At 67.3% G+C, this 21543-nt stretch carries 20 protein-coding genes and 1 tRNA gene; 12 read left to right on the forward strand and 9 right to left on the reverse strand.

Annotated features, from left to right (window positions below; translation table 11 throughout):
• Nucleotides 1-50 precede the first annotated feature (50 nt).
• The gene (locus tag IEW49_RS03175; protein ID WP_188641319.1) at nucleotides 51-1448 is read right to left on the reverse strand and encodes a protein adenylyltransferase SelO family protein; all 1398 of its coding nucleotides are present in this window, start codon (nucleotides 1446-1448) and stop codon (nucleotides 51-53) included.
• Between the two features lie 73 nt (nucleotides 1449-1521).
• Here IEW49_RS03175 and IEW49_RS03180 point away from each other — a divergent pair, with 73 nt between their 5' ends.
• The 5 genes from IEW49_RS03180 to IEW49_RS03200 all read left to right on the forward strand — a co-directional run bounded on the left by IEW49_RS03180 (nucleotide 1522) and on the right by IEW49_RS03200 (nucleotide 7246).
• Complete coding sequence (locus tag IEW49_RS03180; protein ID WP_188641320.1) at nucleotides 1522-2400, forward strand: alpha/beta fold hydrolase; 879 nt, start codon at nucleotides 1522-1524, stop codon at nucleotides 2398-2400.
• 12 nt (nucleotides 2401-2412) lie between these two features.
• The gene (locus tag IEW49_RS03185; RefSeq protein WP_188641321.1) at nucleotides 2413-3546 is read left to right on the forward strand and encodes a glycosyltransferase; all 1134 of its coding nucleotides are present in this window, start codon (nucleotides 2413-2415) and stop codon (nucleotides 3544-3546) included.
• Nucleotides 3547-3683: 137 nt separating this feature from the next.
• Entirely contained in the window at nucleotides 3684-4493 is an 810-nt protein-coding gene (locus tag IEW49_RS03190; RefSeq protein ID WP_229658060.1) for a tetratricopeptide repeat protein, read from the forward strand.
• 3 nt (nucleotides 4494-4496) lie between these two features.
• Nucleotides 4497-5855 carry an outer membrane protein assembly factor BamB family protein gene (locus tag IEW49_RS03195; RefSeq protein ID WP_373282461.1) on the forward strand — a complete coding sequence of 453 codons (1359 nt, stop codon included), beginning with the start codon at nucleotides 4497-4499 and terminating at the stop codon, nucleotides 5853-5855.
• Between the two features lie 44 nt (nucleotides 5856-5899).
• On the forward strand, nucleotides 5900-7246 hold the full coding sequence (locus tag IEW49_RS03200; protein WP_188641323.1) for a methyltransferase family protein: 1347 nt from the start codon (nucleotides 5900-5902) through the stop codon (nucleotides 7244-7246).
• On the opposite strand, the gene IEW49_RS03205 is transcribed toward IEW49_RS03200, so the two are convergent.
• Together IEW49_RS03205 and IEW49_RS03210 are read right to left on the reverse strand one after the other, a co-directional pair.
• Nucleotides 7247-8617: a glutamate--cysteine ligase gene (locus tag IEW49_RS03205; protein WP_188641324.1), complete on the reverse strand. Its 1371-nt coding sequence runs from the start codon at nucleotides 8615-8617 to the stop codon at nucleotides 7247-7249. It abuts the gene before it with no gap.
• A gap of 39 nt (nucleotides 8618-8656) precedes the next feature.
• Nucleotides 8657-9418 (reverse strand): 16S rRNA (uracil(1498)-N(3))-methyltransferase, encoded by a 762-nt coding sequence (locus IEW49_RS03210; RefSeq protein WP_188641325.1) that lies wholly within the window; start codon nucleotides 9416-9418, stop codon nucleotides 8657-8659.
• 40 nt (nucleotides 9419-9458) lie between these two features.
• Between IEW49_RS03210 and ubiA the strand changes: the two genes are divergently transcribed.
• Nucleotides 9459-10367 (forward strand): 4-hydroxybenzoate octaprenyltransferase, encoded by a 909-nt coding sequence (gene ubiA, locus IEW49_RS03215; RefSeq protein WP_188641326.1) that lies wholly within the window; start codon nucleotides 9459-9461, stop codon nucleotides 10365-10367.
• On the opposite strand, the gene IEW49_RS03220 is transcribed toward ubiA, so the two are convergent.
• On the reverse strand, nucleotides 10364-11095 hold the full coding sequence (locus tag IEW49_RS03220; protein WP_188641327.1) for a queuosine precursor transporter: 732 nt from the start codon (nucleotides 11093-11095) through the stop codon (nucleotides 10364-10366). The genes ubiA and IEW49_RS03220 overlap by 4 nt on opposite strands.
• Nucleotides 11096-11156: 61 nt before the next feature.
• Between IEW49_RS03220 and IEW49_RS03225 the strand changes: the two genes are divergently transcribed.
• Nucleotides 11157-11233, forward strand: a tRNA-Arg gene (locus IEW49_RS03225).
• A gap of 11 nt (nucleotides 11234-11244) precedes the next feature.
• On the opposite strand, the gene IEW49_RS03230 is transcribed toward IEW49_RS03225, so the two are convergent.
• Nucleotides 11245-12216 carry an HWE histidine kinase domain-containing protein gene (locus IEW49_RS03230; protein ID WP_188641328.1) on the reverse strand — a complete coding sequence of 324 codons (972 nt, stop codon included), beginning with the start codon at nucleotides 12214-12216 and terminating at the stop codon, nucleotides 11245-11247.
• Between the two features lie 188 nt (nucleotides 12217-12404).
• Between IEW49_RS03230 and IEW49_RS03235 the strand changes: the two genes are divergently transcribed.
• Nucleotides 12405-13403 carry an amidohydrolase family protein gene (locus tag IEW49_RS03235; RefSeq protein WP_188641329.1) on the forward strand — a complete coding sequence of 333 codons (999 nt, stop codon included), beginning with the start codon at nucleotides 12405-12407 and terminating at the stop codon, nucleotides 13401-13403.
• Nucleotides 13404-13540: 137 nt separating this feature from the next.
• Here IEW49_RS03235 and IEW49_RS03240 read toward each other — a convergent pair whose 3' ends face one another.
• Nucleotides 13541-14842, reverse strand: coding sequence for a phospholipid carrier-dependent glycosyltransferase (locus IEW49_RS03240; RefSeq protein ID WP_188641330.1), 1302 nt, complete (start codon nucleotides 14840-14842; stop codon nucleotides 13541-13543).
• Between the two features lie 68 nt (nucleotides 14843-14910).
• Between IEW49_RS03240 and IEW49_RS03245 the strand changes: the two genes are divergently transcribed.
• The gene (locus tag IEW49_RS03245; protein WP_188641331.1) at nucleotides 14911-17016 is read left to right on the forward strand and encodes an alpha/beta hydrolase family protein; all 2106 of its coding nucleotides are present in this window, start codon (nucleotides 14911-14913) and stop codon (nucleotides 17014-17016) included.
• Nucleotides 17017-17019: 3 nt separating this feature from the next.
• Here IEW49_RS03245 and IEW49_RS03250 read toward each other — a convergent pair whose 3' ends face one another.
• Nucleotides 17020-17778 (reverse strand): hypothetical protein, encoded by a 759-nt coding sequence (locus tag IEW49_RS03250; RefSeq protein ID WP_188641332.1) that lies wholly within the window; start codon nucleotides 17776-17778, stop codon nucleotides 17020-17022.
• A complete protein-coding gene (gene apaG / locus IEW49_RS03255) occupies nucleotides 17775-18188 on the reverse strand; it encodes a Co2+/Mg2+ efflux facilitator ApaG/CorD (RefSeq protein WP_188641333.1) in 414 nt (137 codons plus the stop codon). Before apaG ends, IEW49_RS03250 begins: the two co-directional genes overlap by 4 nt.
• Nucleotides 18189-18338: 150 nt before the next feature.
• Between apaG and IEW49_RS03260 the strand changes: the two genes are divergently transcribed.
• The 3 genes from IEW49_RS03260 to IEW49_RS03270 all read left to right on the forward strand — a co-directional run bounded on the left by IEW49_RS03260 (nucleotide 18339) and on the right by IEW49_RS03270 (nucleotide 21143).
• A complete protein-coding gene (locus IEW49_RS03260; protein ID WP_188641334.1) occupies nucleotides 18339-19001 on the forward strand; it encodes a permease in 663 nt (220 codons plus the stop codon).
• A 700-nt stretch (nucleotides 19002-19701) separates the two neighbouring features.
• Complete coding sequence (locus IEW49_RS03265; protein WP_229658061.1) at nucleotides 19702-20439, forward strand: hypothetical protein; 738 nt, start codon at nucleotides 19702-19704, stop codon at nucleotides 20437-20439.
• Nucleotides 20436-21143 carry a hypothetical protein gene (locus IEW49_RS03270; protein ID WP_229658062.1) on the forward strand — a complete coding sequence of 236 codons (708 nt, stop codon included), beginning with the start codon at nucleotides 20436-20438 and terminating at the stop codon, nucleotides 21141-21143. The genes IEW49_RS03265 and IEW49_RS03270 overlap by 4 nt, the downstream gene beginning before the upstream one ends.
• A 10-nt stretch (nucleotides 21144-21153) precedes the next feature.
• Here IEW49_RS03270 and IEW49_RS03275 read toward each other — a convergent pair whose 3' ends face one another.
• On the reverse strand, nucleotides 21154-21390 hold the full coding sequence (locus tag IEW49_RS03275; protein ID WP_188641337.1) for a hypothetical protein: 237 nt from the start codon (nucleotides 21388-21390) through the stop codon (nucleotides 21154-21156).
• Nucleotides 21391-21543: the final 153 nt, after the last annotated feature.

A 21543-nucleotide genomic window follows, 5' to 3' on the forward strand; every position in this document is an offset into this window, starting at 1 on the left:
TGTCGCGCGCCATAGTAGAGCGCGCGGCTTAACGCAAAATGTGTCGGAGTCTACGCCAGCGGACGACCTGCAGGCGAGATCGTTCCGAGCGCCGCTCCATGCGCGCGGATCCGCTCGATCTCGGTTTCAAGCACCGACCAGTCGTCGTCGCGGTCGATCGCGGCCCAGATTGCCTCGACCCGCTCGATCACCAGCGAGGGTGCGTCGTCGGGCAGCGGTTCGGCACCCTCGACGAAGCTGCGCGCGGCGAGCAGCGTCTCGAACTCGGTCCCGGGCTGGCCGCGCCAGCCGCGATAGCGCGCGAAGGCCGCGTCGGGCGCTTCGCCGGTCGCGACCATCTGGCGCTCCATCGCGCCGATCAGCGCGGTATCCGATTCGCCGTCCTGCGGCATCACGCCGAGCCGCCAGAGCCAGCGGCGGCGCAAGGCTGCCTCGTAGAGCCCGCCATAACGATCGAGCGCGGCGACCAGCGGGTCGCTGTCGGCGAGCGCGCGCAGCGCGACGGCGAGCTGCATGCAGTTCCAGTGCACCGCCTCGGGCTGGCGAGCGAAGGCGTAAAGCCCCTGGTGGTCGAAATAGGCGGCGGTGAAGCTCGCATCCCATTTGGGCAGGAAGCGCCACGGGCCGTAATCGAAGCTTTCGCCGGAAATATTCATGTTGTCGGTGTTGAGCACGCCGTGGACGAAGCCCGCGACCATCCACGCGGCGGCGGTATCGGCGAGCCGCTCGACCACCTGGTGGAGCAGGATCACGGCGGGCTGGTCGCGCCCCGGGGCGTCCTCCGGCGGCGGCGGGCCGGGGTATTGTTCGAGGCAGTAATCGACCAGCTGCGCCATGTGTTCGGGTTCCTCGAGCACGGCGAGCCGCTGGAAGGTACCGATGCGGATATGGCCGTGCGAGAGCCGCGTCATCACCGCCGAGCGGGTGGGGGAAGGCTCGTCGCCGCGCTCCAACTGCTCGCCGGTCTCGATCACGCAGAAGGTCTTGCTGGTATCGACCCCGCGCGCCTCGAGCAGTTCGGTCGCGAGGATCTCGCGCACCGCGCCCTTCAGCGTCAGCCGCCCGTCGCCCCTGCGGCTATACGGGGTGGTGCCCGATCCCTTGGTGCCGAGATCGACCAATCGGCCCGCGTGGTCGCGCAGCTGCGCGAAAAGGAAACCGCGCCCATCGCCGATCTCGGGATTGTACACCCGGAACTGGTGTCCGTGATAGGCGAGCGCGAGCGGCTCGGAGAGATTGTCGGGCAGCGGTTCGAAGCGCCCCAGGTGCCGCACCCAGTCCTCGTCGCGCCAGTCCTGCAAACCCACCGAACCGGCCCAGCGCCGATTCGCGAAGCGCAGCCGGGTCTCGGGGAATTGCGCCGCCGCAACCGGCGTCGCGAGCCACTCGGCCAGCTGCATGATTTGCGGATCGGGACGGTAGGTGACGGGTTGCTCTGGAGGACGCATATCGCCAAGGGTGGGGGCACGGCGCGGCAAGCGCAAGCATGCATGAGCCACAAGGGATTCAGGCGGGAGCTCGATGAGCGACGAACACGACCATTTCGAGGAAAAACACTGGACCAGCCCCGACGGGCTGAAACTGCATTTCCGCGATTATGCCGGGCCCGACGCGTCCGATCTTCCCCCCGTGGTCTGCCTGCCCGGCCTGACCCGCAATTCGCGCGATTTCGAGGATCTGGCCGATCACTTGCGCACCCGTACGCGCGTGATCTGCCCGACCATGCGCGGTCGCGGCGACAGCGAATACGCGCCCGACAGTGCGACCTACGTGCCGCAGCAATACGTCGCCGACTTGCTCGCGCTGTTCGAGCAGGAGGGAATCACCCGCGCGGTGTTCGTCGGGACCTCGCTCGGCGGAATCCTCACCATGCTGCTCGCGGCGGTGAAGCCCGACCTCGTCGCGGGCGCGCTGGTCAACGATATCGGCCCCGAGATTTCCGCCGACGGGATCGCGCGGATCCGCGGTTATGTCGGGCAGGGCGGCAGTTTCCCGACCTGGATGCACGCCGCGCGCGCGCTCGAGGAAGGGCAGGGCGATATCTTCCCCGATTTCACGATCGACGATTGGCTGGTGATGGCCAAGCGCAGCATGACCGTCGGCACCAACCAGCGCATCGTCCCCGATTACGACGCCAAGATCGCCGAGCCCTTCGCCGGCGACAGCGCCGAGGGCGGGACCGACCTGTGGAGCCCGTTCGAGGCGCTCGGCAAGAAACCGCTGGTCGCGGTGCGCGGCGAGACTTCGGATATCCTGACCGCCGACACGCTCGAGCAGATGCAGGCCAGGGCCGACGATATCGAAATCGTGATCGTGCCTGGCGTCGGCCATGCGCCGTTCCTCGACGATGCCGGGTCGCTCGCCGCGCTCGATCGCCTCCTCGACCGCGCCAAGGCGTAAGGAACCGAGACGATGGCGAAGAAGGTCCTGCACCTCCATTCGAGCTTCGACGTGGGCGGCAAGGAAATGCGCTCGGTCCGGCTGATGGAAGCCTTCGGGCGCAAGCTCGAGCACACGGTGGTCTCGGCCGAGCCGGGCGCGCTGAGCGCGGGCCACGGGATGAAGAAGTCGGTCCAGGTGAGATACCCGGTCCATTTCCCCTCGCTCAAAGGCAAGCCGACCCCGGGGCGGCTGCAGAAGCTCGCCAAGGCGATGGCGGGCTTCGACCTGATCCTGACCTACAATTTCGGCGCGATGGACGCGGTGATGGCGCACACGCTGTTCGCCGACCTTCATTCGCTGCCGCCGCTGGTCCACCACGAGGACGGGTTCGACACCGACGAAACGAAGAAGCGCAAGTGGACGCGCAACTGGTATCGCCGGATCGCGCTAGGCCGCGCCTCCGGGCTGGTGGTCCCTTCGACCGGGCTCGAGCAGATCGCCAAGACCGAGTGGCAGCAGCCCGCATGGCGCGTCCAGCGGATCGTCAACGGGATCGACACCGCGCGCTATGGCCGCAAGGCGAAGGCCGACGCGCTTCCGGGCCTCGTCAAGCGCGAGGGCGAGCGCTGGATCGGCACGCTGGCGGGGCTGCGCAAGGTCAAGAACCTGCCGCGGCTGGTCGAGGCGATGAAGGACCTGCCCGAGTTCTGGCAGCTGGTGATCGTGGGCGAGGGTAGCGAGCGCGACGAGATTCGCGCCGCGGCGGACCGGTTCGGCGTCTCGGACCGGGTCCACATGCCCGGTTTCGTCGAGGATCCTGCGACCGTGCTCGGGCTGTTCGACATCTACGCGCTGTCGTCGGACAGCGAGCAGTTCCCGCTCTCGGTGGTCGAGGCGATGGCGAGCGGGCTGCCGGTCGCCTCGCCCGATGTCGGCGACGTGAAGGCGATGCTCGCCAAGTCCAACCGCGACTACGTCTCGGTGCCGGGCGACACGAAACATCTCGGTGAAATGCTCGCCGCGCTCGCCGAAGACGAGGCCGCCCGCGCCGCGATCGGCGAAGCGAACCGCCAGCGCGCGCGCGATCGATACGACGAACAGGCGATGATCGACGATTACCGCGCGATGTATGCCCGCGCGCTCAAGGTCCCGCGCTTCCCCTGATCAGGCAGGCGCGACACGGGCATTCATGCCCGCTTCACCGCGTGCCCGACAGATCGATCCACAGCATCGCCCATTGAATTGGCGCGCGAGCGCGGTAAACAGCGCGCCACAGCAATTTGCCACGCGAAAGACAGATTTTGGCCCTTCCTCCGAACGACAAGAATTCCGCCCCCCAGCCGACCGACAAGAAGGCCGCGCGGGAAAGCGCCGAGCAGGACGGCTTCATGCGCGAAGTCGACGAGGCGCTGCGCGAGCAGCAGATGCAGGACGCGGCCAGGAAATACGGCCTCCCGATCGGCATCGCGCTCGTGGTGATCATCGCCGGGGTCGGCGGCTGGCTGTGGTGGGACGGTCGCCAAACGGCCGAGGACGCTGATCGTGGCGAGCGCCTGACCATGGCGCTCGACCGGATCGAGAAGGGCAACGCCGCCAGCGCCGACGAGATGCTGACCCAGCTTGCGGGTGAGGACGACGCCAACGCGACCGCAGCGCTCGCGCGGATGACCCAGGCCGCGCTGCTGCTCGAGGACGGCAAGGCCGAGGAAGCCGCCAAGATCTATTCCGCGGTCGCCGCCGATGACGACGTGCCGCAGCAGCTGCGCGACCTCGCCACCGTGCGCGAAGTCGCCGCGCGGTTCGACGAACTGCCGCCCGCACAGGTGGTCGAACGGCTCAAGCCGCTCGCGGTGGCGGGCAATCCGTGGTTCGGCAGCGCGGGCGAGCTGGTCGCGATGGCCTATCTCAAGCAGGGCAAGGAAGACCTCGCCGGTCCGCTCCTCGCCGAAGTCTCGCGCGACGAGGACGTGCCGCAGACGATCCGCCGCCGGACCCGCCAGATGGCGGGCCTGCTCGGGGTCGATGCGGTCGACGATGTCGAGCGCACGCTCAACGAAAGCGAACTCGCCGCGCGCGGCCAGACAGCCCCAGCGCCTGCGCCGCAGCAGTAAGGAATGACCATGACCACGAACACGACCAGCCGCCTGCGCCCGAGTCTCCGATTGGCCGGAGCCGCGATGCTGGCGCTCGCCACCGCGGGCTGCGGGATTCTCGGCGGCAGCGACAAGCCCAAGACACCGACCGTGGGCGAACGCATCCCGGTGCTCTCGCGGATCGAATCGGGCGCGGTCGCCGACCCCTCGCTCGCCAGCGTCAGCGTGATCCTGCCCCCGGCCGCGGCCAATCGCGAATTCGCGCAGCCGAGCGGCGGCGCGTCGAATGCCTACGGCCACCTCGCGATCGGCGCCAACCCGGCCCCGGCCTGGACTGCGCAGATCGCCGGTAGCACCAACAAGGCGCGGCTCGCCTCCTCGCCCGTGATCGGCGGGGGCAGGCTGTTCGTGTTCGACACCGCGGGCACCGTCCACGCGTTCGACGCGACCAGCGGCGCGCCGGTGTGGCGCAAGCGCTTCAATGTCAGCGGTGACGGCGAGGGCGCCGAATTCGGCGGCGGGGTCAGCTACAATGCGGGCCGCGTCTACCTCACCACCGGGGTCGGCGAAGTCGCCGCGCTCGATGCCAATACCGGCGACGAAGTGTGGCGCGTGAAGCCCTCGGGCCCGCTGCGCGGCGCCCCCACGCTCGCCTTCGACACCGTGTTCGTGATGACGCAGAACAACGAGATCTACGCGCTCGATATCGGCGACGGGGCGGTCCAGTGGTTCGAATCGGGCGCGGTCGGCCAGGCGGGCGTGTTCGGCGTCGCCGCCCCGGCCGCGGCGCAGGGCACGGTGATCGCGGGCTACAGCTCGGGCGAACTCGCCGCCTATCGCTACGAGAACGGCCGCCAGCTGTGGGGCGATGCGCTCGCGCGGACCTCGGTCTCGACCTCGGTCGGCACGATCACCGATATCGACGCCGATCCGATCATCGACCAGGGCCGCGTCTACGCGCTCGGCCAGGGTGGCCGGATGGCGGCCTACGAACTGGTCACCGGCCAGCGCATCTGGGAACTCAATCTCGGCGGGATCTCGACCCCGGCGGTCGCGGGCGAGTGGATCTTCACGCTCACCAGCGATAGCCAGCTGCTCGCGATCCAGCGCTCGTCGGGCAAGGTCAAATGGGTGGTCGACCTCCCGGCCTTCCGCAACATGGAAGACGAGAAGGACCCGATCTTCTGGACCGGGCCGGTGCTCGCGGGCGATCGGCTGTGGATGGCCAACTCCGAAGGCCAGGTCGCCTATGCCAGCGTGAATGACGGATCGCTCGCCTACCTGACCCAGCTCAAGGCCAAGGTCTCGCTGCCCCCGATCGTCGCCAACAACACGCTCTACGTGCTCGACGACGGCGGCACGATCCGCGCCTACCGCTGAGCGCGCTTTTCTCGCGTTAACCATTACGTGCTAGGGTTCCGGCCATGACAGCGGGGGCTTCGGCACGGGTGGCGGCGCGGCCGCCAAGCGACGTATCGTCGGCGGTCGGGCTGGTCGGCCTGCTCGGCCTGCTCGCCTGGATCGTCGTCGCGCGCGAATACCCGGCGATCGCCGATACGCTGGGCCTGCCGGGCCGCCGCGGCGTCTTGTCCGGCCCCAATGCCGCGCTGATGGGCCTGTTCGCCGCCGGGATCCCGATGGTGCTGTGGTCGGTGTTCGTCGAGAAGGTCCACCGCCGGGAAAGCACCGGGCTCGACTGGAGCCGCAAGCGCCCGCTCTCCGAAGCGGGCGATTTCACCATCACCAAGCTGGCAGGCCTGTGGGCGACCTGGGCGCTCCTCGGCGCGTTCTACTGGGTAGGGCGGTGGTACTGGCAGCCGCCCTATACCTTCGCGATGGAGGTGCTGGGCTGGCTCGTCGTCCCGCTGTTCCTCGTCTCGATCCCCTACGTTCTCTGGCTCGACCGCCACCTCAAGGACCCGCGCGATGCGTGCTGGCATTTCGGCGCGATGCTGATCGGGCGCGACGCGTGGGACGCGAGCGAGGTCAAGCGCCACCTGCGCGCGTGGTTCATCAAAGGCTTCTTCGGCGCCTTCATGATCGCGATCCTGCCCGAGGGCTTCCGGATCATCGTCGAGGCCGATCTCGGACTGGTGATCGACGACCCGGTGCGGCTCGGGCTGATCCTCATCACGCTGCTGTTCGTGATCGACGTCCAGATCGGCGCGGTCGGCTACCTCGTCACATTGAAGCCGCTCGATGCGCATATCCGCTCGGGCAATCCGTTCGTCGGCGGCTGGCTCGCCGCGCTGCTGTGCTACCCGCCGTTCCTCATCATGGGCCCCGGCGACGTGCTCGACTACCGCGTCGACACCGCCGAGTGGAATTACTGGCTGGCGGGCAACGACACGGTGCTGGCGATCTGGGCGGCATGGCTGGTGTTCCTCACCGCGATCTACGCCTGGGCGACGGTGGTCTTCGGGCTGCGCTTCTCCAACCTGACCTATCGCGGGGTCATCACGAACGGGCCGTACCGCTGGACGCGGCACCCGGCCTACCTGTCGAAGAACGTGTTCTGGTGGTTCGCCACGCTGCCCTTCCTCGTCACCAGCGGCAGCGCGACCGAAGCGATCCGCAACTGCGTGCTATTGGCGGTGGTCAGCGCGATCTATTACTGGCGCGCGCGGACCGAGGAAGCCCACCTGCTGCTCGAAGACCCCAAATACCGCGAGTACTACGACTGGATGGGTGAGCACGGCCTCGTCACCGCCAGGCTCCGCCGCCTCGGCCACGCGATCGCGCGGCGGGGGGCCGAGCCGACACCCGGCTGATCAGAAACTGTAGCGGTAGACCCGGCTGACATCCTCGTTCCACTCGCCGTGATACTTGTCGAGCAGGCGCTGGGCGGGAACCTTGCCGCTGGCGACGATCTCGTCGAGCGTTTCGAGGAAGCCGGCCTCGTTGTCGCCCGAGGAATTGAGCCGCGCGCGGGTGTTGAGGCCCTTGCGGCAGATCGCGAGCACTTCCTTGCCGAGGTCCTGCAACGTACCGCCGCCCGGAATCGGTGCATCGAGCGCCTGTCTGGGGACCGCGTTGCGTAGGTCCTCGCGCTGTTCGACGGTCCAGTGCTTGACCAGGTCCCACGCGGCATCGAGCGCGTCCTGTTCGTACATCAGCCCGACCCAGAAAGCGGGGAGCGCGCAGATCCGGCTCCACGGCCCGCCATCGGCGCCGCGCATCTCGAGGAAGCTCTTCAGCCGCACTTCGGGGAAGGCGGTCGAGAGGTGGTCCCACCAGTCGCTCTCGGTTGGTTTTTCGCCGGGGAGGACGGAGAGATTGCCGTCGAGGAAGTCGCGGAAGGACAGGCCGGCCGCATCGATATACTTGCCGTCGCGGAAGACGAAATACATCGGCACGTCGAGCATGTAGTCGGCCCAGCGTTCGTAGCCGAAGCCGTCCTCGAACACGAAGGGCAGCATGCCGGTGCGGTGCGGGTCGGTGTCCGACCAGATGTGGCTGCGATAGGAGAGGTAGCCGTTGGGCTTGCCCTCGGTGAAGGGCGAATTGGCGAACAAGGCGGTGGCGAGCGGCTGGAGCGCGAGCCCGGTGCGGAACTTCTGCACCATGTCGGCCTCGGACGAATAGTCGAGATTGACCTGGATCGTGCAGGTCCGCAGCATCATGTCGAGGCCGAGGCTTCCGACCCGCGGCATGTGCCGCATCATGATCTCGTAGCGGCCCTTGGGCATCACCGGCAGGTCGCTGCGCGCCTTGTCGGGCCACATGCCGAGGCCGAGGAAGCCGACCCCCATGTCCTCGGCAACCGATTTGACCTGCTGCAGGTGGCGGCCGGTTTCGGCGCAGGTATCGTGCAGGTTTTCCAGCGGCGCGCCCGACAGCTCGAGCTGGCCGGCGGGTTCGAGGCTGACCGTGCCGTCGTCGCCCGCCATCGCGATGACCTTGCCGCCTTCCTCGACCGGTTCCCACCCGAATTCGCGCAGGCCGAGCAGGATATCGCGGATCCCGCCGGGTTCGTCGTAGGAGAGCGCGTGCTTGTCGTTCAGGCAGAACACGAGCTTCTCGTGCTCGGTACCGATGCGCCAGTCGGCTTTCGGCTTCTCGCCGCCCACGAACGGGGCGACCAGCTGCGTGCGGCTCTCGATGACCGGATCGGCCTCGGCGGAAATCTTGCGGGTGCTCACGAAAATTGCCCTAGAAAACCGAAAGCGGTGTGGGAAGGGCTATTCGGCCTGCTCGCCCGTCCAGTCCCCCGCCACCCCCATCCACAGCGCGGTCGCGGCGATCGCGGCGGTTTCGCCGCGCAGGATGCGCGGACCTAGCGTGATCGCCGCGGCCTGCGGATGCGCGCGGATCGCGGTGCGCTCTGCGTCGTCGAAGCCGCCTTCGGGGCCGATCAGCAGTGCCGCAGGGCCGGTGTGCCGCGAAAACGCCTCGGCGGCGGGCGTGCCGCCAAGCTCGTCGGCAAAGAACAATGCGCGGTCCGCGGGCCAGTCGCGCAGCAGCGCGTCGAGCGATTGCGGTGCGGCGACCTCGGGCAACGCGGTGCGCGCGCATTGCTCGGCGGCTTCGGTGACGATCTTGGTCGCGCGTTCGCCGTTGAGCTTGTCCGCGACGCAGCGGCGGGTAACCATCGGCGCGATCCGACGCACGCCCAGCTCGGTCGCCTTTTCGAGCACGAGGTCGAAGCGGTCCTTCTTGAGCAGTGCCGGGCAGAGCCAGAAGTCGGGCACCGCCTCGCGCTCGCGCAGGTGCTCGACGGTTTCGAGGCAGATCGCGCGCTTGCCCGGTGCGGTGACCTTCGCCGCCCATTCGCCGGTCGCGTCGTCGCACAGGATCACGATATCGTCGCGCCCGAGCCGCATCACGCGGTTGAGGTAATGCGCCGGGTTGCCCTCGAGCGCGACGCGCATCCCGGGCGCGAGTTTCTGCTCGACGAACAGGCGCGGGGCGGAGCGGGGAGGCCAGGCGGGGGTAGCGGGCATGGCCTAGGCAGGTGGCACGGCGCGCGGTAGGGGGCAAGCGATGAGCGACCAGATCGTCCCCGACAGCGAACATCGCGGCCTCGTCGGCCGGCTGCCGCAATTCCCGCGCGACCTTGCGCAGCTGGCGCGGTTCGACCGGCCGATCGGCTGGTGGCTGCTGTTCTGGCCCTGCACCTTCGGCCTGCTGCTCGCAGGCGGCGAGGGCGAGTGGCAACTGCTGCTGTGGTTCCTGCTCGGCGCGATCGCGATGCGCGGCGCGGGATGCGTCTACAACGACATCGTCGATGCCGATCTCGACCGGCAGGTCGCGCGCACCGCCGTGCGCCCGGTGGCGAGCGGGCGGGTGAGCAAGAGAGTGGCATGGGCGTGGCTCCTCGCCCTGTGCTGCGTCGGCCTCGTCGTGCTGCTGCAGCTTCGGTGGGAGGCGCAGCTGGTTGCGCTGGGCAGCCTCGCGCTGGTCGCGGCCTATCCCTTCATGAAGCGGATCACCTGGTGGCCGCAGGCGTGGCTCGGGCTCGTCTTCAGCTGGGGCGCGCTGGTCGGCTGGTTCGCGCTGCGGAGCGACCATCTCGACGTGCTGGCGGCGCTCTATGCCGGCTGCGCGCTGTGGGTGGTGGGCTACGACACGATCTACGCGCTGCAGGACCGCGAGGATGACGCGCTGGTCGGGATCCGCTCTTCCGCGTTGGCGCTGGGCAGGCGCGTGACCGGCGGCGTCGCGCTGTTCTACCTCGGCGCGCTCGCCTGCTGGGCGCTCGCCTTCTGGTGGCTGCGCGAGGATTTGCTCGGCTTGCTCGCGCTCGCCCCGATCGCGATCCACCTCTTCTGGCAGGTCGCGACGCTCGACACCGCCGACGGCCAGAGCGCGCTCGACCGCTTCCGTTCGAACCGCTTCGCCGGGCTGTTGCTGGCGCTTGCGTGCTGGGTGGTGGGGAACGCGGGGGGCTAGCGCGCCTTCGCAAACGGCGAGAAATCGGTGCCCTCGTCGTACACATCGACCCCCTCGCGCCGCTTGAGCCAGCCGACCACGGCATAGGTCAGCGGCGTCAGCAGCGCCTCCCAAGCAGTCTTGATCGCCCATTGCGACAGCACGACCTGCCACAGCAATTCGGGCGGCCAGCCGGCGAGCCCGTAGAAGGCGAGCGGGTAGAAGATCAGGCTGTCGAGTCCCTGGCCGACCACCGTCGAGCCGATCGTCCGGCTCCACAGGTGCTTGCCCGCGGTCCACACCTTCATCTTGGCGAGCACGAAGGAATTGGCGAACTCGCCCGCCCAGAAGGCGACCATGCTCGCCCCCACGATCCGCCAGGTGTTGCCGAACACCTTCTCGTAGGCTTCCTGCCCGTCCCATCCGTCGGCGGGCGGCAGCGCGACCACCACCCACGCCATGAACGCCATGAAGGCGAGCGCGGCGAAGCCGGTCCAGATCACGCGCCGCGCGCGGGCATAGCCGTAGACCTCGGTCAGGATGTCGCCGATGATGTAGCTGACCGGGAAGAACAGCACTCCCGCGCCGAACGACCATTGCGTGCCGCCGGGCAGGGTGACGTAGCTCGGCTTGGCCGCGCCGATCAGGTTCGACAGCAGCAGGATCGCGACGAACGCCGCCATCACATAGGGAAAATAGCGAAATCCGCGCGCACTCTTGGCGTCGATCCGTCGGGGCGTCGTGTCCATAGCTGCGTTAGCTATCGCGGTTTGTGCCCGCGCGAAAGCGCGCTATTGGCGAGGGCGGCGCGCGCCCGTAGCTCATCTGGATAGAGCGCGAGACTTCTAATCTTGAGGCAGCAGGTTCGAGTCCTGCCGGGCGCGCCAGCTTTTCAGGGTCAGGTCACGTCGAGCTCGATACGGCACTCGACCCCTTCGGGCGGGAATTCGAGGCTGGTCGAGGCCTGCGAGGCGAACACGCGCGAGATCAGCACTGTCCCGAAGCCCTCGCCCTTGGTGCCGTCGAGCCGCGGGCCGCCCTGTTCCTTCCACCGGATCGAGGCCGCGCGTTCGGTCCCCTCGATCGTCACCTCGACATGGCCCTCGTCGTTCGAGAGCGCGCCGTATTTGAGCGCGTTGGTGAGCAGCTCGTGGAACACCAGCGCGAGGCCCTGACCGGCCGAATCGCGCAGCACCGGCTCGTTCGAAGCCGCGATCTTCACACGGTCGTCGAGACCCGGGAAGGCGGACAATTCCGCCTCGAGGATGGTGCTGGGCCGGATCGCGGCGTCGGACTCGGCGACCAGCAGCTGGTGGCTTCGCGCGAGCGTCCTGACCCGCCCCTCGAGCGCTTCGGCGAAAGACGGGATGTCGTCGGCCTTCTTCGCCGAAAAGCGCACCATCGACTTGATCGTGGCGAGCATGTTGCGCACGCGGTGGTTGAGTTCCTCGGTGATGAGCCGGAGCCGGGCTTCGTTCTGCTTGGTGTCGGTGATGTCGATCACGTTGCCGATCAGTTTCACCGTCTTCCCGGCATCGTCCTGCAGCGGCCGGCCCGAAGCCCGGATCCAGCGTATCTCGCCGTTCGCGGTCGCGATCCGGCATTCGAACGACCATTCGCGGTTCTCCGCGATCGCTGCTTTCTGCAGCCGGTCGACCCTTGCCCGGTCCTCCTCGACGATGTGATCGAGGAACATGTCGTAGGTCCATTCCGCCAATGTTTCGGAATAGCCGAAGATGCGGTCGTGGACATGGTTGCGGACGGCGCGGCCCGAGCCGAGATCGAGCTCCCACACGCCGATGTCGCTCGCTTCTATCACGAGGCGGAGGTGGTCGGCACTTCGTTCTTCGAACGGTCTGAGGTCGGGCATGGCGGGGTTTCTAATTCAGGCCGATTTGTCTGTCACCATCGGACGAAATGATCTCCTTCGCGACCCGCGACCACCCCCGCCCGGTCGCCAGCCGGATCGGGCATCACAACCGGACCGACCGCTAACGACCCGATTGCAGACAAATCCTTATAGGGTTGATATAGCTTCTGCGCTCAAAGGGGAGTGCCATGAAAGCCTTTATCCCTCTCGCAACACTATGCCTCGCCGGGCCTGCTCTTGCTCAGCAAGCTCCCGTAATCGATATGCATATGCATGTTGAGCCTGTCGGCGATGACCCTCTAGTGAAATATTGTCTGCCACTGCAAGCGGTTGAACCACCGCTTGATCATACCAGGCCCGTTGTAGATCAATATTTCCGAAGTTGGCTCAATCCCACTTGCGAGGAGTTTCTAGAGCCGGTTGCGAGCGACGAAGAGTTGCTGACGACAACGCTGCTTCGGATGAGAGCCAACAATACGATTGCTGTTCTCCAAGGCGAAGCGGATCGAGTGCGTGAATGGATGGAGGCCGCTCCGGGACGCTTTATCCCGAGTCTCAAATTCAGTGTCGGACGCGATAATCATGAAGACGTCTCCTGGGTCAGGGAGGCCTTCGCTAATGGCGGTTTCATAATGCTCGGCGAGGTTGGGAATCAATATCGCGGGGTTGCTCCTAACGATCCAAGAATGGACGCAATATGGGCGATGGCTGCTGAGCTTGATGTTCCGGTCGGGTATCATAGTGGGCTTGGACCGCCGGGAATCACACCGACCCTCTACCCAAACTTTTCAGTAGCTGCCGGAAATCCATTGCTTTTCGACGATGTCCTGAAGCGACATCCAAACCTGCGGATATCAATCCAACACATGGCGATGGGTTTTCATGACGAGCTGAAAATGATGATGTGGACCTATCCGACGCTATACGTTGAATTAAGCGGGCCGATAACCGGATCGGAGGACTTCCACTCCTACCTGAAGGACCTCATCGACGCTCGGCTGGAGAACCGAATCCTATTCGGTGTTGATGCTATGTTTTGGCCTGATCTGCTCGACCAGGCCATCGCGGAAATTGAGAATGCAGAGTATCTCAGCGAAGATCAGAAGAGGAAAATCTTGTTTGAGAACGCGGTAAGGTTCCTGAACCTCAACCGCAACGATGCACTCGAGAGGGCCGTGAATAATTAGCTGACTCAATACCCATGGCTATGTCCGCCAACCACCCATAGTCGGACATTTCGAAGAGGCAGGTGCCCGTTGAAGCGGACTGTCCGTTCAGCACAGGCGCGGGAGCATGGAAACACGGTCGCGCCGCGCCTCCGCCCCTACCGCCACCCGCTCCACCACGCCCAGCGCAGGAAATCCTGGTTGTCGGCCAGCGCGCCCGCGCTCAGCACCGGCCAGAAATAGGCACAGGCGAGCACCGCGCCGATCGTCGCGGCATAGGCGGGCCAGCGCCTGCCTTCGTCCCACCACCGCCCGGTCACCAGCGCGAGCGCGGCCATCAGCGCGAGCGCGGGCAGCAGGTAGTGGAAATAGAACTGGACCGGCTTTTCGGCGATCACCCACAGCCCCATCAGCGCGGCCCAGGCGAGCGGCGGAGCGAGCCACAGCATCTCGCCCGAGCGCACCCAGCGCCAGCCGCACAATGCCAGCGCGGCGAGGCCGAGATACATCGTCACCGGGTTGCCGATCAGCATTATCCCGCGCTGCGCACCGTCGACGACCTCGTAGAGATACCAGATCCCGCGCAGGTTGAAGATCCATTGCCACCACACGCTCTGGTAGGGGTGCTCCTCGACCACGCTCGCCTGCAGCCAGATCATCCGCTGGTGGTGGCCGATCACGTCGAAGGGCGAGAGCGGATCGGTGGCGTAGAAGAAGGCCGGGGCGAAGGTCAGCCAGTAGGCGGCGAGCGGCAGCAGGCCGAGCCACAGCGCGGCTTCGGCGAGCCGCATGCCGGGAACCGCACCGCCTTCCTTCGTCACCAGCCCGCGCGCGCCTTCATCGCGCAGCTTGGCCCACAGGAAGGCCAGCCCGGGCAGCACGAGCAGCGGGGCGACGCTCCACTTGGTGCCGAGCGCCAACCCCATCAGCACGCCCGCCAGCCCGAATTGCCAGCGCGCGCGTGTCGGCTCCCGTAGTCCTCGCACGAAGGCCCATGCGGCGAGCAGCGCGAACCCCGCCATCGGCCCGTCGAGCATGGCGTGGCGGGCATGGACGATCCACAGGAAGCTCGTCGCGAGCAACACGCCCGCGATCACGGTCGTCGCGCGCGAAAAGCTCGCCCACCACAGCAACCGCATGAAGCCGAACAGGCCGAGCACGCCCGAGGCCCACGGCACGATCCGCCAGCCGATCGGCCCATCGCCGAACAGCGCCATGCCGCCCGCGAACAACGCCTTGCCGAGCAGCGGGTGCTCGACATTGGCGGGGGCGACGAGATCGGCCAGCGTGCGCGCGGCGGGGATGTAATGGACCTCGTCGAAATAGGGTTTCGACGGAATGCCGAGCCGGATCGCGGCGAGCACCGCGAAGCCGAAGGCGATGCCCACGCACCACCAGAGCGGATCGGACTGTCGGCGTGCGGGCTGCTCCATCGCGGCCTGCCTATGCAATCGCGCCATGGCTCACAAGCATCTTGGCAAACGGGACCAAGGGGTTATCGTGGCGCGCAGGGGAAGGGGGTCGCAGCATGATCGACAGCGAACGAATCCGGGCGGCTTTCGCCGCGCTTGCGCTCGGGCTCTGCGTCGGGCTCGGCTGGACCGCGCCGGCGCTGGGCCAGCAAGCCGTGGCGGCGGAGACACCGCCGGCGGCAAGCGCTGCGGCGGAGGATGGTGTCGCGCCGTCGCCACCGCGAGCGGTCGACGCGGTCGCGCTGATTCCGACGGCCGATTTCGTCGGGCGCGTGCCGTTCACAAGCCCGACCCTGTCGCCCGACGGAAGCCGGTTCGCGCTGTTCATCGAGGAAGACGAGCGCAACAAGCTGGTGATCTACGACGCGGCGACGCGCCGGCCCAGCCGCGCGATCCTGCTGCCCGAAAACCTGCATCCCTCGCGCCTGCGCTGGGCCGGGCCCGACAAGATCCTCGTCAGCGTCCGCGCGATCACGATCGTCTACGGGGTGTTCCCGGTCCCCGTGTCGCGCCTGTTCGCGTTCGATCTCGCCAGCGGGAAGACCTTCTTCGTCGGGCGCGAGAAGCAGGGGCTGACCGGCGACGACGTGATCTACACCGACCCGGCGGGCGAATTCATCCTGCTGTCTTCCTCGAGCAAGCTGTTCGCTGATGCCGAGGTGCACAAGGTGTTCCTCGACGGGAGCGAGTTCGACGATACCGCCGTGCGGGTGCAGAAGCGCAAGGGCGATTCGGATACCTGGTTCGCCGACAATGAGGGCGTCGTCCGGCTCGGCATTCATTTCAACGGCAAGCGGCGCCGGATCTGGTACCGCTCGAGCGCCGACGACGACTGGGACAAGGTCGCGAGCTTCAAGTATTACGACGATGCGGCCGAATACTGGAACGTCATCTCGATCTCGGCGGGCTCCGATATCGGCTACATCATGGCGAAGGGCGACGGGGGCCGGATCGCGGTCCGCGAATTCGATTTCCGCACCGGCGAGCCCGGGCGGACGGTCTACGAGCACGCCGATTGGGATCTCGAATCCGCCGCGGTCGACAGCGTGCACGGCCTGCTCGCGGTCAGCTACACCGACGATCGCGAGCGGACCGAGTGGCTCCATCCCGAACTGGCGAAATGGCAGGGCGTGCTCGAGGAGGCGCTGGGCGGGGCCCAGGTGACGATCCGCCAGTGGTCGGCGGGGCTCGAACGGATGGTGGTGTGGACCGGGAGCGAGGCCGATCCGGGCGCGCTCTACATCTTCACCCCGGCCGAGATGAAGCTCGACCTGTTCACCAACCTCCTGCCGACGCTCGACCATACCCAGCTGGCGAGGTCGAAGGCGGTGACCTATGCCGCGCGCGACGGGACGAAGTTGCGCGCCTATCTGACCCTGCCGCGCGGGCTCGAGGCGAAGAACCTGCCGCTGATCGTGCTGCCGCATGGCGGCCCGTTCCACGTCCGCGACATGCTGGCCTACCATCCCGAGGTGCAATTGCTCGCCAATCGCGGCTACGCCGTGCTGCAGCCCAATTTCCGCGGCTCCTCGGGCTATGGCGAGGCGTTCGAGAAGCTCGGTTACGGCGAGATCGGGCGCGGCATGCAGGACGATCTCGACGATGCCCGGGCCTGGGCGATCGCGCAGGGCTATGCCGATCCCGCGCGCGTTTGCATGGTTGGCGGATCGTATGGCGGATACGCCGCGGTCTGGTCGGTGGTGCGCAATCCCGATCTCTACGTCTGCGCCGCGAGCTGGGCCGGGGTGACCGACTGGAAGGACATGCTCGATTACGACAAGGACTTCCTCGACCGCCGGGACGGCAAGCGCTGGACGATGATGGTCGAGGGCGAGGTGCGCAAGGGCGACCTCGACGAGGTCTCGCCGCGCGAATTCGCGCGCCGGATCGGCCGCCCGCTGCTGCTCGCGCACGGCAAGAAGGACGACAACGTGCCGTTCAAGCAGCATATCCAGATGATGAAGGCGGTCGACGGCGCGCCGCATGTCGAGGAACTGGTGCTCGACAAGGCGGGGCACTCGCTGGTGCGCCCCGAGGACGAGCAGGCATGGTACGACCGGCTGCTCGCGTTCCTCGCCAGGCACAACCCCTCGGCGCGCAATCCCGCGCCCGTCCCGGAGACCCAGCCCGACGCCGAGGCCGAGCTCGCTAGCGCACCCTGAGGATCAGCTCCCGAACAGCGTGAACGGTTCGCGGCAGAAGCCGCGGCCGTCGGGTGCCGAGCCGAGCGAGCCCGAGACGATGTGGAGCGTATCGCCCTCGCGCCGCACGGTCAGCGGGGCGCGGTCGTCGGGGAGGTAGTTGGAGCTCTCGACCTCGAGCGCGAGCGCGCCGCTCGCAGGATCGTATTCGTAGCTCCCGGCATAATCGCGGCGCGAGCCCATCGGCAGCCAGGTGACGTAGAAGCGCCCGCCCGCCGCGAGCCTGAAATCCACCACCGGCGCGGTGTCGACGGGGCAATCGGCGCGCTCCTGCGTCCACAGCCCGACCAGCGGATCGGCCGCGGCGGAGAACACGGTGATCGGCGCGGGGGCGATCTCGCGCCCGTCGAAAGTCGCGCGCAGCACGATCGCGGTGCCCGAGGGCGCGTCCTTGGCGAGCGTCGCGGTGACGGTCCCGTCGTCGCGCCGCGCGAAGCGGACGAGATCGGGCCGGTCGGCGCTGACCGCGTCGATACAGCCCGGCGGCAGCGGGTCGAAATTGGAGGGGTAGGCGCTCTGCCCGGGCCGCAGTTCGATCGTCTCGCCGGCCTCGACCGAGCGCGGGTTGAGCCACAATATGATCCCCCCGCCATCCGGGTCGGTCGCGCAGGCCTCGGCGCCCGAAAGCGGCGCGGGCGGGAGCGATTGGGGCGTGACCATCGCGGCGGGACAGCCGCCGAGCAGCAGGAGCGCGGACCCGGCGAGCGCCGCGCGGGCGATCACTGCGCGGTTTCTCCGGCTTCGAGCGGGAAGAACGGGATCGCCGCCTCGAACCGCTGTCCGGTCTTCTCCCCGTCGACCACGACGAATGTATATCGCCCCTCCATTGAGCCCCATGGCGTCGGCAGCGGGCAGCCCGAGACGTAATCGTGGCTCTCGCCCGGGCGCAGCACCGGCTGTTCGCCGACCACGCCTTCGCCCTCGACGAGGTTCACCCCGCCGCCCGCATCGGTGATCCGCCAATGCCGCGTGAGCAGCTGCACCGCGCGGTCCGAGTGGTTCTCGACCCGCACGTGATAGGCCCAGAACCAGCGCGCTTCCTCGGGCGCGGACTGTTCGGGCAGGTAGCTGACGGAGACCCGCACGGTAATCCCGTCGGTCATCGCGGCGTGGTCGAAGAAGGAATCGAGCATGGCGCGAAGGTAGCGGGAGAGGGGCGTCGGGGGCAAGGGTGGGAAGCGGGCCGCGCCTCGCCCGCGCGATTTGCCAGCGCCGCGCCTGCGCGCAATAAGAGCACTGCGCCCGCGCGCAACGAGGCGGGATCGCGAAGCGGGAGGGCGGAAATGGACTTCATGAAGATCCTCAAGAGCCTCGAACAGGCGCTCTACGAGGTGATGGTGTGGCTGGTGTTCTACCCGCTCACCATGTGGCGCGTGATCACCCGCCCGGGCGAGATGATGGCCTATGCCGACGACGAGCTCGACGACGAGGACGAGGACCGGTACTCGGACAAGCTCAGCCCGCCGATCTTCCTCGCGATCACGCTCGCGCTGTCGCACCTGCTCGAAATCGCCACCGGCCAGTTCACCCGGCAGGAGGGCTTCCTTGGCGACGAGCGCAACCTGCTCGCCTTCCGCATGATCGTGTTCAGCGTGTTCCCGCTGGTGCTGTCGGTGCGGTTGCTGCGGCGCCAGGGCATCGCGCTCGATCGCAAGACGCTGCGCCCGCCCTTCTACGCCCAGTGCTACGTCGCCGCGCCGTGGGCGTTGGTGAGCGGTTCGGCGGTGCTCGTCGCCGTTTCGCTGCGGGGCGAGACGGTCGAAGCGCTCGGCATCGCGCTCGCCGCGATCGCGGCCGCCTGCGTGTGGTACCTCGCGCTGCAGGCGCGCTGGTTCGCCCGGATGCTCTCGATCGGCATCTGGCGCGGCTTCGGCCTCGCCGTCCTCACCTTCGTCCAGGCGACCGTGCTGGTGCTGCTGCTGGGAACGCTGGTCACCGAGATCTGAGCGGAATTATTTGTTTTCGACCCTCAGACGCCGGGCGGCGGACATCCGTCCGCCTTGACTTCGGCCTGACCGGCCGGCGTGCGGTCGCACGCGTGCGCGCTATCGCGCGCAAATTCTGGACGGACATTGCGAGATAGCGCCAAGCGGACACGACCAAGGCGGTCGCCCGCAGGCCGACCAGGCCAAGGCAAGCCCGACCGGGCGCCCGCAGGTGCCTCGGAGCGTAGCGGAGAGAATAGCACCGAGGATGGACCCGCGGATGCGGGTCCGGAACCAAAAAGACTCTCCCCCACGCCGCGCACCCCCTCGGGCGTTTTCGATCTACCCTCTGTGATGTCGCTGCGGCTGCTGCGGCGCAAACGCGTGAGGTTGAACCGCAATACGCTCAGGTCACCGTTTTAGCTGCAGAGCTTTCCGGTAGCGGCCTTTGCGTTCGTCATCAGCGTGATGCCGCTTCTGGTCGCCGAAACGATGCCGGTTACCTCGGGATCTCTCGGGGTAATGCTGTCGATCATGCTGGCGGTGACGATCTGGTAGCTCGTCTAGGAGGCGCGATGGGTTTCGCACCCCGCCGGCGGGGCTTTTCAAAAATGGATAAGAATATAAGAATATTTCGCATCGACCGATTCGTTCGATCGGGGGAGATGGTTTTATGCATCGATTTGGGAAGATTGTTTCATCTTTCGCATGCGCGGCCTTGGTGGCCGCGCCGCTCGCGGCGGAAGATGCCAGCCAGCTGGTCGACATCAACGGATCGCTTGGCCGGGACGCGGAGCGCGCACTGCAGGATCGCGGCTTCGCGCATATTTCCACGCACAAGAACTCGATGGGCTACATCTACAGCTACTGGTGGGACGAGGCCGATGGCGATTGCGTCCAGGTCGAAGTGTATGATGGCCGCGTGGAATCCATCACCGACGCTTCCGACGAGGATTGCGGCAAGCACGAGGGATCTGATGCCGGAGCAGCCGTGGCGGTGGTTGCTGGCGTTGCGATCCTCGGCGCGCTGCTGGCGCACAAGTCGCACCATCATGACGACGGCAAGCACGCAGAGGATGCGCAGGCGGAATCCGCATACGAGCGCGGTTACAATGACGGGCTCCACAACGCGCCCTATCACAACGCCGCGCGCTCCGATGCCTACTCCAGCGGCTACCAGGCAGGCGTGGACGAACGCAGTGCCAATTTGCGCTATCATTCCGGACGTGGCGGCTATGCGCAGACGGCCCAGTTCGAGGATCTGAGGGATGCCCGGGCCGCGGGCGGAATGTCCGAACTCGAACGGCGCGGATTCCGCCAGGTCGATAATTTCACGTCCGGCAACGCGCGCTATTCGATCCAGTGGCAACCGCAAACGCGCCAGTGCGTCCAGGTGACGATCGCCGATGGCCGGCTGTACGACCTGCGCGATATCCAGCAGCATCCCAAATGTCGGTGAGCGTGAAGATCCGGGCGCACCTGCCGTTCACGGCGCTGGCGGGCGTCGCGGTATTCGCCATGGCGGCGTGTTCCGAACCCGCCGCGGAAGGCGCGGCTCAGGATGCGGCAGCGGGCCGTCAGGCCGCCGCCATTCCCGACAGCCTCGCGCCTTTCGGCGACGGCTATCCCGCGGCCGGGGATCCGTGCCGCCAGCTGGGCGAGAGCGCGGCAACCTCCAACTATCTCGACGACAGCGCGCTGCTGGTCGGCTGCCCGACGCAAGAATCCGCCGAGGCCCTGGGCGGATCGGTGGTCGCGACGATCGACGGGGTCCGGCTGGTCTCGGTGCCTGCGGCGATGGGCGAGAACGGCCCGCCGCCGCCGCCCGACGAACCGGGCGACGCGCTGGTGGAAGGCACGGACTACAACGCCACGACCCAGCTCCCCTGCGGGTTCGGCGGCGCGGAGCCGAACGAGAGCTGCTTCGCCGGCGTCAAGCGCCGATGGGCGGAGGACGGCACCACGCTGGTCGAGGTGAAGAAGCCCGACGGGCGCACCCGCGCTATCTTCGTGCGGGGCACGACCCCCTATGGCGCCGACAGCGCCCAGTCCGACGGCTCGGCGGGATGGGATTTCGCGGTCGCCCGCTCCGGGGACCGGACCACGGTGACGTTCGGCCCGGAGACCTACGTGCTGGTCGACGCCTTCCTCGAAGGCGGCTGACGCGCGAAACTCAGCGCTTCCACAGCCAGTAGAGGATCGCCAGGTTGATCGCCGGGGCGAGGATCGCCGACGCCGGTCCGCCCAGGCCGATCTTGTCGGCGAGGAGGTTCCAGGGCAGGCCCAGCGGGATCAGGAACAAGCCGGAGAGCGGGTCCTGTTCCTGTCCGAACCAGCCGAAGGTGCCCACTGCCAGCAAGGCCAGCGCGATGGCGTAGAGGGCGGCGAACAGAATGACGACGATTTTCACGGTGTGATCCCCCACTGTGGAACGCCCGGGATAGGACCGGGCGGCCCGGGCTGCAATCGAATGGTGGCCCGCAAGCTCGCGGGCAGCTGCCCCAGCGCCCCCCCGAATATACCCCCGCGCCCTCCTTGTATCCCCGTGCGCGCACCCCATCTA

This window comes from Pseudoblastomonas marina (genome assembly GCF_014641655.1).
Taxonomy (GTDB): Bacteria; Pseudomonadota; Alphaproteobacteria; order Sphingomonadales; family Sphingomonadaceae; genus Alteriqipengyuania_A; species Alteriqipengyuania_A marina.

Coding starts and splice junctions, on each gene's coding strand:
- IEW49_RS03175 (WP_188641319.1), bottom strand. CDS start 1,448: ATGCGTCCTCCAGAGCAACCCGTCACCTACCGTCCCGATCCGCAAATC.
- IEW49_RS03180 (WP_188641320.1), top strand. CDS start 1,522: ATGAGCGACGAACACGACCATTTCGAGGAAAAACACTGGACCAGCCCC.
- IEW49_RS03185 (WP_188641321.1), top strand. CDS start 2,413: ATGGCGAAGAAGGTCCTGCACCTCCATTCGAGCTTCGACGTGGGCGGC.
- IEW49_RS03195 (WP_373282461.1), top strand. CDS start 4,497: ATGACCATGACCACGAACACGACCAGCCGCCTGCGCCCGAGTCTCCGA.
- IEW49_RS03200 (WP_188641323.1), top strand. CDS start 5,900: ATGACAGCGGGGGCTTCGGCACGGGTGGCGGCGCGGCCGCCAAGCGAC.
- IEW49_RS03210 (WP_188641325.1), bottom strand. CDS start 9,418: ATGCCCGCTACCCCCGCCTGGCCTCCCCGCTCCGCCCCGCGCCTGTTC.
- ubiA (WP_188641326.1), top strand. CDS start 9,459: ATGAGCGACCAGATCGTCCCCGACAGCGAACATCGCGGCCTCGTCGGC.
- IEW49_RS03220 (WP_188641327.1), bottom strand. CDS start 11,095: ATGGACACGACGCCCCGACGGATCGACGCCAAGAGTGCGCGCGGATTT.
- IEW49_RS03230 (WP_188641328.1), bottom strand. CDS start 12,216: ATGCCCGACCTCAGACCGTTCGAAGAACGAAGTGCCGACCACCTCCGC.
- IEW49_RS03235 (WP_188641329.1), top strand. CDS start 12,405: ATGAAAGCCTTTATCCCTCTCGCAACACTATGCCTCGCCGGGCCTGCT.
- IEW49_RS03240 (WP_188641330.1), bottom strand. CDS start 14,842: ATGGCGCGATTGCATAGGCAGGCCGCGATGGAGCAGCCCGCACGCCGA.
- IEW49_RS03245 (WP_188641331.1), top strand. CDS start 14,911: ATGATCGACAGCGAACGAATCCGGGCGGCTTTCGCCGCGCTTGCGCTC.
- apaG (WP_188641333.1), bottom strand. CDS start 18,188: ATGCTCGATTCCTTCTTCGACCACGCCGCGATGACCGACGGGATTACC.
- IEW49_RS03260 (WP_188641334.1), top strand. CDS start 18,339: ATGGACTTCATGAAGATCCTCAAGAGCCTCGAACAGGCGCTCTACGAG.